Source organism: Pseudomonas sp. D4002 (assembly GCF_013385665.1).
In the GTDB taxonomy this organism is placed as follows: Bacteria; Pseudomonadota; Gammaproteobacteria; order Pseudomonadales; family Pseudomonadaceae; genus Aquipseudomonas.
On sequence record NZ_JACAPN010000041.1, the window covers coordinates 1 to 12,126 of the forward strand.

The following is a 12,126-nucleotide window of genomic DNA, read 5'->3' on the forward strand; positions in this document are numbered from 1 at the left end:
CCAGGTTAGCCGTCCTGGGCCAAGGATGGCCCATGACGGCGGCCCACGGTCCAAAGCCGGAGTGAGGGCACACCGAGCCTAGGCGAGGTGCCGAGTGGTGGGGCAAGAGCGTTTTGCTTACTTTTGCGCTCTTCAAAAGTGAGCCGCTGTAAGAGCGGAACCAATAGTCGCCGTTACCCAAACAACGGATATGTACCCTCAACCGTGCTTCTTGTAACGACGAATCCGAATATCCGCCTGCTCCTTGTGCCCCGCAAACCCTTCCATCCCGCAAAGCCGCGAGCAGTATTCCCCTACCAACACCGAAGCCTCATCCGTCAGCACCCGCTGATACGTGCACGTCTTGATGAACTTGCCGACCCACAGCCCGCCGGTGTACCGCGCAGTCCCGGTGGTAGGCAATGTGTGGTTGGTCCCAATCACCTTGTCGCCATAGGAAACGTTGGTGCGCTCACCAAGGAACAACGCGCCGTAATTGGTCATGTGCTCCAGGAAATACAACGGATCGCGGGTCATCACCTGCACGTGCTCGGAGGCGATGCGATCGGCTTCCTGCACCAGCTCGTCGACGCTGTCGCACAGGATGATTTCGCCATAGTCGCGCCAGGCGACAGAAGCAACCGGTGCGGTGGACAGGATCGCCAACTGCCGCTCGATCTCCGCCGGCAGGGTTTGCGCCAACTCCGCACTGTTCGTCAAAAACACCGCAGGCGAATTAACCCCATGCTCCGCCTGCCCCAACAAATCGGCAGCGATGATTTCAACATCGCTGCTGTCATCAGCAATCACCAGTGTCTCTGTAGGCCCGGCAATCAAGTCGATACCAATCTTGCCGAACAACTGACGCTTGGCCTCGGCCACATACGCATTACCCGGCCCAACGATCATATCCACCGGCTTGAACGTATCGGTGCCCAACGCAAACGCAGCAATCGCCTGCACCCCGCCCACGCAATAGATCTCATCGGCACCCGCCAAATACATCGCCGTCACAATGGCCGGATGAGGCTTGCCATCAAACGGCGGCGCGGCCGCAACAACGCGCTTCACCCCGGCCACCTTGGCCGTCAGCACGCTCATATGCGCCGACGCCAGCAACGGGTACTTGCCGCCCGGAATGTAGCAAGCCACCGAGTTCACCGGAATATTGCGATGCCCAAGGATCACGCCAGGCAAGGTCTCGACTTCCACATCGTGCATCGAGGCTTTTTGCACCTCGGCGAAGCGCCGGACCTGGGCCTGGGCAAAGGTGATATCGCCGATTTCCTGCTCGGACAGGCTCGCCACGCAGGCGGCAATTTCTTCGTCGCTCAGCCGGAAAGATACAGGCGACCACTGATCAAACTGCTTCGAATACTCACGTACGGCCGCATCGCCGTTACGGGCGACGTTGGCGATGATGCGCTCAACGGTATCGCGGACTTGGGCGGCAATCTCGGCTTGGGCTTCGACCGGTTTAGGCGTTTTCAGGTAACGAATCATCAGTGGCTCCAGGTGGTTCTTGAGGGCACGCGACATGCCCCCGGCATTGGCAACCATCTTTTCCTACCCCCCTGCCCCGGGCAATTTCGCAGCCTCCCTATTGGTGACGCAACCTGACGCAACACAGACGCAGTGTTGAAGCACTGCGGCGGGCTGCTGACGTTATTCGTATAACCCCCGATGAAAAACATGTAAGCCCCATTGACTTAGGGATTCGGAGTGATAGGTTAAATAAGCGGTTATACGTATAACCTAACAATCACACCCAACGTAAAGAGGTGATCAACCGTGAGTCGAGTCTTGTATCTATTCGGTGGCTGGCCCGGCCATTTCCCCTACGAAATTGCGGCATGGGCGCGCACCGTTTTCCAGGAACTGGATTTCGAGGTCGAAGAGTCCACCGACATCTTCACACTGGACAGGGACTTGACCGGTTATGACCTGATCGTGATCGGCTGGAACAACGCCGTCACTACCGAGACGCTCACCGCGTCCCAGGAAAACCGCCTGCTGGAAGCGATCGAAAGCGGCACCGGCCTGGTGGGTTGGCACGGCGCAGGCGCGGCGTTTCGCGCCAGCCTCAAATATCACTGGGTGCTCGGCGGCTCATTCCTCGAACACCCGATGGGCGAAGGCTTTCCCCACCCGTACCAGGTCAACGTCATCGACCACAGCCACGAGGTGACCCAGGGCGTCGAGGATTTCGAGGTACGGTCCGAGCAGTACTACATGCAGGTCGACCCGAACATTCATGTGCTGGCTGAAACCACCTTCGACGGCAACCCCTTCCCCTGGCTAAACGGCCATCGCAGCCCGGTGGCGTGGGTGCGCCAGTGGGGCCAGGGGCGGGTGTTCTATCACTCCATCGGGCACGACACCAGCAACCTCGCCGACCCGAATATCCGCCGCCTGACCAAGCAAGGCCTGAACTGGGCGACACGCGGGCGTGCAGCCAGTACCGCCGAGGCAACCCCCTCCGTTTCATCAACCCAAGGAGTCCTGTCATGACTAAATTGACCGGCAGCCAGATCGTGGCTCAAACCCTGAAAAACTATGGCGTCGAATACGTCGCCGGTATTCCCGGCCACGGTATCTGGACCCTGACCGACGCCTTCCTCGAAGAAGACTCCAAGCTCAAGTTCATCCAGGTGTTCCATGAGCAGAGCGCGGTGCACCTCGCCGATGGTTACTACCGGGTGAGCGGCAAGCCGATGGCGGCAGTGACGTCCATCGGTGCCGGCGCCGCCAACACGGTGATCGGCATGGCCACCGCGTTTACCGACTCCACCAGCCTGATGCTGATCACCGGCGGGCCACCCACTCACATGCGTGGCCATGGCTTGCTGCAGGAGCTGGAGCGCTACACCGACAACGACTTCCCGAAAATCGCCGAGGCCGTGACCAAGCGTCATTGGGTGGCGACCCGTGTTGAAGAGTTGCCGTTCATGATGCACCGCGCCTGGAGCGCAATGGTCACCGGACGCCCCGGGCCGGTGCACCTGGAAATCCCGATGGATGTGCAGGCCGAGGCCGCTGAAGTGACCCTGCATGCCCTCGAAGAGCGCACCCCGATCGGCAAATGCTTCCCGGACCCGGCAGCCACCGCACGCGCAGTGGAAGAGCTGAAACTGAGCAAGCGCCCGGTGCTGGTGATCGGCGGCGGCGTGATTACCGGCGAAGCCAGCGCGGAATTGTTCGCCCTGGCCGAAGCCTGGAAGATCCCGGTGGTCACCACCTGGAACGGCAAGAGCGGCTTCCCGGAAGATCACCCGTTGTTCGCCGGCAGTGTCGGCCAGACCGGCACCCTGTGCGGCAATAAAGTCGCGTCCACCGCAGACGTGATCATCGCCGTGGGCTGCCGTTTCACCGACTGGTCGTCGTCCAGCTACGCCAAGGGCGTGACCTTCGCGATCCCGCCGTCGAAGCTGATCCACATCGACATCGACCCGCATGAAATCGGCAAGAACTACCCGGTGACCGTGGGCATTTGTGCCGACGCCAAATACGCCCTCGCCGCCATTGTCGAAAGCCTGAAAGGCGAGACGGTTGAGCGCGAAGAGTACCTGAGCGACCTGCGCGGTTATCAGGAAGAATGGGAAACCAAACTGGCGGGCCGTCGTGACTCCGATCGCTTTCCGTTCACCTCGCAACGCCCCCTCGGCGCGCTGCGCAAAGTGTTCCCGCGGGACACCATCGTGGTGGTTGGCTCGGGCAACACCCAGGGCGCGGTCAAGCAGACTTTCCCGGTCTATACGCCACGTACCCACCTGACCTCCGGCGGCTTCTCGTCCATGGGCTGGGCCGTACCTGCGGCCATCGGTGCGAAGCTGGCGGCGCCTGACCAGCCGGTGGTGTGCATCCTCGGGGATGGCGATTTCCTGATGACCTCCCAGGAAATTGCGATCTGCGTGACCAACAATATCCCTGTGGTGTTCCTGATCCAGAACAACGCCGGCTACATGTCGATTCGCGGTGGCCAGCGCAAGCAGACCAGCCGCCATATCGGCACTGAGTTCAACCACCCGGACGGCACGCCCTACAGCCCGGACTTCAAGGCGGTGGGCGAAGCCTTCGGCCTCAAATCCTACCGTGTGGAGCGCCCGGAAGACCTTGAGCCTATCCTGCAGGAAGCGCTGGATTTGAATGTGCCGGTGCTGATCGAAGTACCCACCGACCGCGATGCGGCTGGCCCTTGGGTGCCCGGCTGGTGGGACTTCCCGATTCCGGAATACATCACCGACGAACGCCAGGATGAGTACTGGCAAATCCGTAATTCCGAACAACACCTGTAACTGCCGGAGCGGCTCACATGAGTGATGCATTGATTTCGCATCATGCAGAGCTGAATCCACAACCGGGGGCGCCGCGCGAACCGCGCGCCCTCGACGTGGTGACACCTGATGCAGATGGCACGATCAACTGTGACGTGGTGATTATCGGCTCGGGCATGGGCGGTTCGACCTTCGCCCATGCCCTGCGTGACAGCGGGCTGGATATTGTGATCGTCGAACGAGGGGATTTCCTGCCCCGGGAAATCCAGAACTGGAGCGCTGAAGCGGTGTTCGGCCAAGGACGCTATCGCAATGCCGAACCGTGGCTGGACCAGGCCAACCAAGCATTTTCGCCGGGGGTGTTTTATTACGTCGGCGGCAACACCAAATTCTACGGCGCCATGCTGCCACGGTTTCGCGAGGCGGACTTTGGCGAGATCCAGCATGCCGAGGGCGTGTCGCCTGCGTGGCCCGTCAGCTACGCCGAGTTTGAACCCTGGTACGCCGAAGCGGAAAAGCTCTACCGCGTGCATGGCCAGGCCGGCATTGACCCCAGCGAACCCTGGCGTTCAGGACCCTTCCCGCAACCGGCACTCAAGCACGACCCGGCCCTGGTTGCGCTGGAGCAAAGCATGCAGCGTGCCGGACTCAAGCCGTTCGTGATGCCGGCGGCGGTGGACTATGGCGATGGCGGCGATTGCGTATTGTGCTCAACCTGCGATGGCTATCCGTGCCTGGTGGAGGCCAAGGCCGACGCTGAAGTTTCTGCGCTCAGGCCCGCCCTGCGCAGTGGCAGCATTCGGCTGATGACTCGCACCACGATCCGGCAGCTGAACACCGATAACGATGGCAAAACCGTGACTCAAGCGCGGGGTCTGTTCGATGGACGCGAGGTGACACTGCGTGCCAAACGCTTCGTGCTGGCGTGCGGCGCAGTCAACAGCGCGGCATTGCTGTTCAAGTCCGCGAACGCTCAACATCCTCATGGCCTGGGCAATAGCTCTGGGCAGTTGGGGCGTAACTACATGGTGCACAACAGCACCTTCATGCTGGCGGTGGACCCGCGACGCAAGAACAACGTGACCTTCCAGAAAACCCTGGCCATCAACGACTGGTACAGCGCCAGCCCGCACAACGCATTCCCCTTGGGTAACGTGCAGATGCTGGGGAAAATCCGCGAGCCGATGATCAGTGCCATGCGGCCCTGGCTGCCGAAATTCGCTTCACGCTATATCACTGACCACAGCGTAGACCTGTACCTGACCTCGGAAGATCTGCCGACCCAGGACAACCGCGTCACCTACGACACACAGCGCGGTGCGATCAAGGTTCACTGGACGCCGAACAACCTCAAGGCCCATGAAGGACTGGTGAGCAAGGCCACCCAAACCATGCGTGATGCAGGGTATCCGCTGATCCTCAAGGCGCGCATGGGCATCGCGACGAACTCCCACCAGTGCGGCACTGCCGTGATGGGCAAGGACCCTACCACCAGCGTGCTGGACCTGAACTGCAAGCTGCATGACCTGGAGAATGTATGGGTGGTGGACAGCTCGTTCTTCCCGTCGTCGGCGGCGGTTAATCCGGCACTGACCATCGCGGCGAATGCCCTCAGAGTAGCGGCACACTTCAAGGGGCAGCCCGGGTAAAGGTGGGAGCTGGCTTGCCTGCGATGCAGTCGACTCGGTCTGTCAGTGGTATTGAGTCGATACCATCGCAGGCAAGCCAGCCCCTACAGCGATCCCTTACCAACGGGATCAGGCGTCTGCCTGCTGGATACTGCGGGTCGAGGTACGCACCACCAGCTTGGTGGCGAAAATCTTCTGCTCGGGCGCCAGCGGCGCATCAGCCGGGGCATTCAATTGCTCGGTCAGCATGCGTGCGGCGTACACGCCCTTCTCCACCATGGGTTGGGCAATGGTGGTCAACCCGAGCTGCACCGCCTCGGGAATATCGTCGAAGCCGATCACCGAAAGCGTCTGCGGCACTTGGCGACTGAGGGCGTGGGCGGTTTTCATGCAGGCAATCGCCATCACATCCGAGCACGCCACCACTGCCGTGACGTCGTTGGAGGTCAGCAATGTGAACGCTGCGGCCTGGCCGGACGTGGAATCCAGCCCACCGGCCTCGATCACGCTCAGGTCTTCAAACGCCAGGCCCGCGGCGGTGGCCGCCTCCACGTAACCGGTGAGGCGTTCGCGGACAATCCGCTCACTGGCACTTTTGAAGCGTTGCAGGTCAATCGGGCCGCGGTAACCATCCGGGTTGAGGCGGTCAATGATGACGCCGATCTTGCGGTGGCCCAGGTCCAGCAGATGCTGCATTTGCGTGCGAGCCGCACCGCGATCGTCGATGCCGACAAAAAACGAATTCTCGACCAGCGGCGAGTCGATCACCACGAACGGAATACTGTGCTTCACCACCGCCAGCACCGCCGGGTGATCATCGGGCAGGGTCGAGATAATCAGGCCATCCACCAGCCCGCGCAGGGCCAGGCTGCCGTGGCTCGCCGCCGGGCCCCGGCCTACCAGGCGGTTGTTGTTGAGCGGAAACAGTGTCAGTGCGACATTTTCCAACTCGCCCACTTCACTGATGCCGCGCAGCATGGCGATGGTGCACGGGTCGGCAAAGGCCAGGGACAACTTGTCCATCATCATCAACCCGATGGCGCCGATCTTGCCCGAGCGCAGGCTGCGGCCCAGCACATTGGGGCCCGGGTAGCCCAATGAAGCGGCCACCTCGAGGATATGCTCGCGCTGGGCCGGGGACAGTTTGGAAGGTCGGTTGTAGGCGTAAGACACCGCAGGCTGGGACACCCCTGCCGCCAGTGCTACGTCTTTCATTGAAACGGCCATCGCTTGCTTCCCAATCCTTTTGAAACCTCATGCGAGGTCATGAAAAAACAGGCGCTCAGTGTACCCGTTGAGGGGAAACCTTCGGAACCAGTCGTGTGGCACTGAACATGATTGCGACCATCAGCGAGGCAACCGCCAGCAGCGCCCAGGATAGATTCGTCGCGTGGGCGAACAAGCCGATCACCGCCGGGCCCATCAGGATACCCAGATAACCGAGGCTGGTGGCAGCGGCAATCGCCAGTTCCCCCGGCATGGTCTTTTGCGCGCCCGCCAGCGACAGGTACACCGGCGCGATGTTGGCCAAACCGATGCCGATGACCGCAAACCCCACCAGGTTCACCTGCCAGTTCGTCGCGAGCACCACCGTGAGAAAGCCCAGGATTACAATCAGGCCACCGCCCACCAGTACTAGCCGGGCGCCGAGCCTGAGCAGAATCCGGTCGCCACTCAAGCGCCCCAACGCCATCATCACGGCGAAGCAGGCGTAGCCCAGGCCTGCAATGGAAGGCTCGACATCACGCACCTGGGTCAGGAACACCGCGCTCCAGTCGAGAATCGCACCTTCGGCCAGGAACGCGAACAGGCACAGCACCCCCAGCACCAGGACTTTACGCGTGGGCCGCACGAAGATCGGGCTGCCCTCTTCGCCGCTGCGCCCGAGCATCTGGCGCCCGTAACTCAGGACAAACGCAGCCAGTGCCGCCATCACCGCGCTGCTGGCCAGCAACGGCGTGGCGCCCAGCCAGAGCAGCGCGGTGATCCCCGCCGCACTGACAATCGTGCCCAGGCTGAACAAGCCATGAAAACCCGACATCAAGGACCGCCCGGTCGCACGCTCAACCATCACGCCCTGTACGTTCATCGTCACATCCACTGCGCCGCACCCTGCACCGAACACGGTCAGGGCAAACATCAAGCCCAAGAATGAATGTGTGGTCGCCAGCAGAGGCAGCGTCAGAAACACCAGGGCGATGCCGATGTGCATGGTAAAGCGGCAACCTTTGCGGGCGTTCAGGATGCCCGCCAGCGGCATCATCACCAGTGAGCCCAGGCCCAGGCACAGCAACAGGATGCCCAATGCGCCGTCGTCCACCCCGGCCCGGCTGCGCGCATAGGGAACCAGCGGCGCCCAGGCGCCCATGCACAGGCCGGACAGCAGAAACGTCAAGCGGTAGGCCGACATATGCGGCGTGGAGCACGGCAATAACAACTCTTGAGACGACACGGAAACCCCAATACCTGGACAGTTGGAGTTATACGTATAACTTAAAACTCAAGCGCCAGCCACTGCCTTGTTACTGTTACATATTCTGGATTGATAAAGCATTGACAGCCCACAGGGTGCAGGTTTTACTTCCGCAAGGTTATTCGTATAACCCAAAATTGCATAACCACCCCACAAAAACAAAAGGGACCATGCAGCGTGATAAGCACTTTCCAGAAAACCCCGATCCCCCCGCGTATTCGCAAGGCACGTATCGCCACCTTTCTCGGTTTCATGATGATCGGCGCCATGATGTACATCTGGTCCACCGGTGTAAGCGTGTTCAGGACCCAGCTTGGCCTGACGGGAGAACTCGGGGACTCGAGTTTCGGCCTGATTGCCCTCGGGGTCGGTGTCGGTTCCGCAGCCGGTGCGCTGCTGGTCGGGCGGCTGCTGGACACCTTCGGCGCCAAGCCGGTAATTACCCTTGGCGCCCTCGCCTATCCCCTTTCGATTATCCCGCTGGGCTTCGTCAACGGTTTCTGGTTTGCGCTGTGTTTCGGCTCTGTGCTGGGGCTGTTGCGCGGCGCCCTGGATACCGCCTTGAATGCCCACGGCGTGCAGGTTGAACGGTTTTATCGACGCTCGATCATGTCCGGCTTCCATGCCTTCTATTCCCTGGGCGGCTTCCTGCTGGGCATGGCATGCAGTTGGCTGACCCGGTTCTACACCGACAGCGTGCTGGTGCCTTACACCGTACTGGGCCTGGCGATGTTCATTCTGGGCTGTGTGTTCAGCCGATGGTTGCTGGGCAAGCATGATGTGCCCGACGCCCAGCTCGACGACTGGCAAGCCGGCACCCAGTCCCGGGACGAAACCGGCAAGGGCCCTTCGGCCAAGACGCTGCTGGTGATGATCGCTCTCGGCACCTTGCTGCTGGGCAGCATGATGGGCGAAAACGCAATTGCCGACTGGGGCCAGGAATACATTCGCCGGGAGTTCGCGACCACCACCTCGACCGCAGGCATGGCGGTCTCACTGTTCGTCGGTGCGTCATTCGTGGGGCGTCTTTTTGGCGACCGCCTGGCCGCTGCGTTCGGTAATGCGCAGGTGGTGTTTGGATGCGGTACGTTGTGCGTCCTCGGCATGATCACCACGATATTGGGCGGTACGGCCGTGACCGGCGTTGTCGGCTTCGCGTTGTTTGGCCTCGGCCTTTCGTGCATCGCACCGTTGATGATCTCCGCCGCCGGGCGCCGGGACCCGGCACATGCCGGGCGCAATATCGGCATCGTCAACTGCATCGGATTTTCCGGGATGCTGGTGGGCCCCGCCGTCATCACCGTCATCGTCAGCAACTTCGGCCTGAGCAAGCTGATGTTCTTCCCGCTGGTGATGCTCGGTTTGCTCGCGACGTTCGGCCCACTGCTGATGCGCGCGCCGAAGAAAACCGTTGCCCGCGGCAAAGCGCAAACCGAGGTGTGAGGGAGGCCCGCATCGTCACTGCACCGGCAGGAAATTCATCAGCAGCAAGCTTTGCGCGTAGTTGAGCCCGATGCGCCGGTAGCGTTCGTCGAGCATCTGGGTCAACAGGTCGAGGCGCGCGACGATCTTGCCGAACTCCACGGCAAAGCTGAGGTTGCTGCCCGCCTCCGAGATCTCGTTGGAGAACAGCAACAGCGAGCCATTGGCATCCTGGCGCTGACTGAGCAGCCAGGTGGCCTTCTCGATATTGCGCGCGGCATTGCTGACGAACTGCGGGTTGATCGAGTCCGTTATATAAAACTCGGTGCGCCCGCCGTGTGCCGTCACCAGCATGCTGCCGATCGCGTAGATGAAGGCGCCTACCCGGTCGCCGCGAAACTCCGGGCTCAGGGAATAGCTCAACGCCGCCAGGTCGCGACGATCCCCCAGGGCAGGTAGCGGTTGGCGAAGTTCGATGGCCTGGCGGATTTGCCGGGCGGCGGTCACCGCGTCGGTGTAACCCGATTGACGCCACTGGTTGGGGTTGCGCAGGTAGAGCTTGCTCATCAGCAGATACAGGCTTTGCAGGTTGTCGCGCATGCTCAGGGTGGCCATGCGATCAACGCTGGTCTGGAAGAACTCGTCGGGCTTGCCGTTGCTGAACTGCGTGGCAATATCGCGCCCCTGCTGCTGGCTGCAACCGTTGGCGCAAAGCATCAAAACCGCAGCCAGCCACAGCGGCTGACGCATCCATCGGGTGATAAAAACAGGTAACGTGCGATCCATCGGCACCAGGTCTGGGTCTGCTGTCCACGCCGGAAATTAGTGTGGTCGGGACAGAGATAGATCGGAAGAACGGGAAAAAGTGCAGTGAGGGCGGCAAACCAATAATTTTTCCAGAGGTGCATCCACTTTGATCCTTGGTACGTAGATTCAATACCCTCACCCGGAGGGCACAAGCACCAAGGAGATACATCATGCACGCCATCTACAAAAAAATTGCTGCCGTTGCCTGCTTTACGATCCTCTCCGTCACCACATCCCTAAGTTTTGCCACCGACACCGTAATGGTGGGCGGCGCGGCGATGTATCCGACGAAAACCATCGTCGAAAACGCAGTCAACTCAAAGGACCACACCACTCTGGTGGCGGCGGTCAAGGCAGCCGGACTGGTGGATACCCTTAACAGCAAAGGCCCGTTCACCGTATTCGCACCGACCAACGAAGCTTTCGCCAAGCTCCCCGCAGGCACCGTGGATACGCTTGTGAAACCTGAGCACAAAGCCGATCTCACAAAAATCCTGACCTATCACGTGGTGGCTGGCACTCATACCTCTGCACAACTGATGGCCGACGCCAAGAAGAACGGCGGTACCGTGATGTTGAAAACCGTGCAGGGTGAGTCGCTGACGATCAAGCTGCATGACGGCAAACTGTGGGTGGTGGATGCCAAGGGTGGCAAGGCCAGCATCAGCATTGCGGATGTGATGCAGTCCAATGGCGTGATTCATGTGGTTGATTCGGTGCTGATGCCGTAATCGTCGCTTGACACCGAAAAGCCCGACGCAGTGTGCGTCGGGCTGATTCGGATGCTTCAGTTGTCGGGGTGTTCACTCGCGACAGAATCAGCCGCATCCACATCCGACATATCCTCTTCCAGAGGGGCATCATCGTCCGGTTGTAGAGGCGCTTCAGGTTGATCGCGCCGAGGATCATGCCCGGTTTCATTGTCTGTACCGCGCGTTACGCCTTGCTGGGATACATTCCCAGGGGCCTTCTCGTTAATTTCCATGCTGGCTCTCCGTTCTAGCGCGGGATGTCCGTGCTTGAACATGAGAAACGATGCGGTGTCGCGAGTGCCGGCCGATGGACGAACGGTGGGGATCAATTTCATAACGGCCCTAACGCTCCGAGAGACTCTATCCACCGCAGGATCGCGGGTTTCTCTGCTGGTTTTTCGCCAATGCAACACACCTCGGGGTCGGTGAGAGAACACCAGACAGACACCGGGTCTCCCACTCGCAAGCCATACGAGGCTTTACGAAGCGTCGTCGTTGACCAAGCGTCAACCGTCTCGTTGAGAGACTTGTGAAAGTGCTGCCCATTGACGCTATAGCTGAAGCTCATGAACTGGCGTCCGGCCCACGATGCCTCACGCCCGACGAAGGTTACGTAGCCAGGCACCACTTGCCCCGCGTCCATGGCGCTCATGAGTTCTCTCCTGAAAACAGCCCGGAAACACGTTTGTTTTTTGTGCTTTTACACTGTTATAGCTCAGAGGCCCGCAGCGCGACAGGTCCTTGGTCGCCGCCTACGGTGAGGCCTGAAACTGACTACCCTTTATATCTGA

The 12,126-nt window shown here is 60.6% G+C and carries 11 protein-coding genes; 5 read left to right on the forward strand and 6 right to left on the reverse strand.

Going from position 1 to position 12,126, the window contains the following annotated elements; genetic code table 11:
* Window positions 1-198: 198 nt before the first annotated feature.
* Window positions 199-1,482, reverse strand: coding sequence for a histidinol dehydrogenase (hisD, locus tag HX824_RS25145; protein ID WP_008431521.1), 1,284 nt, complete (start codon window positions 1,480-1,482; stop codon window positions 199-201).
* A 288-nt stretch (window positions 1,483-1,770) separates the two neighbouring features.
* Between hisD and HX824_RS25150 the strand changes: the two genes are divergently transcribed.
* Genes HX824_RS25150 through HX824_RS25160 form a run of 3 tightly spaced genes read left to right on the forward strand, consistent with a single transcriptional unit; the run spans window position 1,771 to window position 5,902 of the window.
* Window positions 1,771-2,490 carry a ThuA domain-containing protein gene (locus HX824_RS25150; RefSeq protein ID WP_032898774.1) on the forward strand — a complete coding sequence of 240 codons (720 nt, stop codon included), beginning with the start codon at window positions 1,771-1,773 and terminating at the stop codon, window positions 2,488-2,490.
* On the forward strand, window positions 2,487-4,274 hold the full coding sequence (locus HX824_RS25155; RefSeq protein WP_102604522.1) for a thiamine pyrophosphate-binding protein: 1,788 nt from the start codon (window positions 2,487-2,489) through the stop codon (window positions 4,272-4,274). Before HX824_RS25150 ends, HX824_RS25155 begins: the two co-directional genes overlap by 4 nt.
* 17 nt (window positions 4,275-4,291) lie before the next feature.
* Entirely contained in the window at window positions 4,292-5,902 is a 1,611-nt protein-coding gene (locus HX824_RS25160) for a GMC oxidoreductase (protein ID WP_102369430.1), read from the forward strand.
* A 108-nt stretch (window positions 5,903-6,010) separates the two neighbouring features.
* Here the strand turns inward: HX824_RS25160 and HX824_RS25165 are convergent, their stop codons facing one another.
* Both HX824_RS25165 and HX824_RS25170 read right to left on the reverse strand, forming a co-directional pair.
* Window positions 6,011-7,108, reverse strand: a complete 1,098-nt coding sequence (locus tag HX824_RS25165; protein ID WP_008431528.1) for a LacI family DNA-binding transcriptional regulator — start codon at window positions 7,106-7,108, stop codon at window positions 6,011-6,013.
* A 55-nt stretch (window positions 7,109-7,163) separates the two neighbouring features.
* A complete protein-coding gene (locus tag HX824_RS25170) occupies window positions 7,164-8,291 on the reverse strand; it encodes an MFS transporter (RefSeq protein ID WP_050550296.1) in 1,128 nt (375 codons plus the stop codon).
* Window positions 8,292-8,534: 243 nt separating this feature from the next.
* Here HX824_RS25170 and HX824_RS25175 point away from each other — a divergent pair, with 243 nt between their 5' ends.
* Entirely contained in the window at window positions 8,535-9,797 is a 1,263-nt protein-coding gene (locus tag HX824_RS25175; protein WP_102604557.1) for an MFS transporter, read from the forward strand.
* A gap of 15 nt (window positions 9,798-9,812) precedes the next feature.
* On the opposite strand, the gene HX824_RS25180 is transcribed toward HX824_RS25175, so the two are convergent.
* Window positions 9,813-10,562 carry a hypothetical protein gene (locus tag HX824_RS25180; RefSeq protein WP_032898777.1) on the reverse strand — a complete coding sequence of 250 codons (750 nt, stop codon included), beginning with the start codon at window positions 10,560-10,562 and terminating at the stop codon, window positions 9,813-9,815.
* A gap of 191 nt (window positions 10,563-10,753) precedes the next feature.
* Between HX824_RS25180 and HX824_RS25185 the strand changes: the two genes are divergently transcribed.
* Window positions 10,754-11,314 carry a fasciclin domain-containing protein gene (locus tag HX824_RS25185; protein WP_008431536.1) on the forward strand — a complete coding sequence of 187 codons (561 nt, stop codon included), beginning with the start codon at window positions 10,754-10,756 and terminating at the stop codon, window positions 11,312-11,314.
* A gap of 56 nt (window positions 11,315-11,370) precedes the next feature.
* Here HX824_RS25185 and HX824_RS25190 read toward each other — a convergent pair whose 3' ends face one another.
* Together HX824_RS25190 and HX824_RS25195 are read right to left on the reverse strand one after the other, a co-directional pair.
* Complete coding sequence (locus tag HX824_RS25190) at window positions 11,371-11,568, reverse strand: hypothetical protein (RefSeq protein WP_177055286.1); 198 nt, start codon at window positions 11,566-11,568, stop codon at window positions 11,371-11,373.
* Window positions 11,569-11,666: 98 nt separating this feature from the next.
* Window positions 11,667-11,987: a hypothetical protein gene (locus tag HX824_RS25195; RefSeq protein ID WP_003219650.1), complete on the reverse strand. Its 321-nt coding sequence runs from the start codon at window positions 11,985-11,987 to the stop codon at window positions 11,667-11,669.
* Window positions 11,988-12,126: the final 139 nt, after the last annotated feature.

What these genes read in the sequence shown, in the direction of transcription:
- HX824_RS25155 (WP_102604522.1), top strand. Translation starts at nt 2,487, where the DNA reads ATGACTAAATTGACCGGCAGCCAGATCGTGGCTCAAACCCTGAAAAAC.
- HX824_RS25180 (WP_032898777.1), bottom strand. Translation starts at nt 10,562, where the DNA reads ATGGATCGCACGTTACCTGTTTTTATCACCCGATGGATGCGTCAGCCG.
- HX824_RS25195 (WP_003219650.1), bottom strand. Translation starts at nt 11,987, where the DNA reads ATGAGCGCCATGGACGCGGGGCAAGTGGTGCCTGGCTACGTAACCTTC.
- HX824_RS25170 (WP_050550296.1), bottom strand. Translation starts at nt 8,291, where the DNA reads ATGTCGGCCTACCGCTTGACGTTTCTGCTGTCCGGCCTGTGCATGGGC.
- HX824_RS25160 (WP_102369430.1), top strand. Translation starts at nt 4,292, where the DNA reads ATGAGTGATGCATTGATTTCGCATCATGCAGAGCTGAATCCACAACCG.
- HX824_RS25190 (WP_177055286.1), bottom strand. Translation starts at nt 11,568, where the DNA reads ATGGAAATTAACGAGAAGGCCCCTGGGAATGTATCCCAGCAAGGCGTA.
- hisD (WP_008431521.1), bottom strand. Translation starts at nt 1,482, where the DNA reads ATGATTCGTTACCTGAAAACGCCTAAACCGGTCGAAGCCCAAGCCGAG.
- HX824_RS25165 (WP_008431528.1), bottom strand. Translation starts at nt 7,108, where the DNA reads ATGGCCGTTTCAATGAAAGACGTAGCACTGGCGGCAGGGGTGTCCCAG.
- HX824_RS25185 (WP_008431536.1), top strand. Translation starts at nt 10,754, where the DNA reads ATGCACGCCATCTACAAAAAAATTGCTGCCGTTGCCTGCTTTACGATC.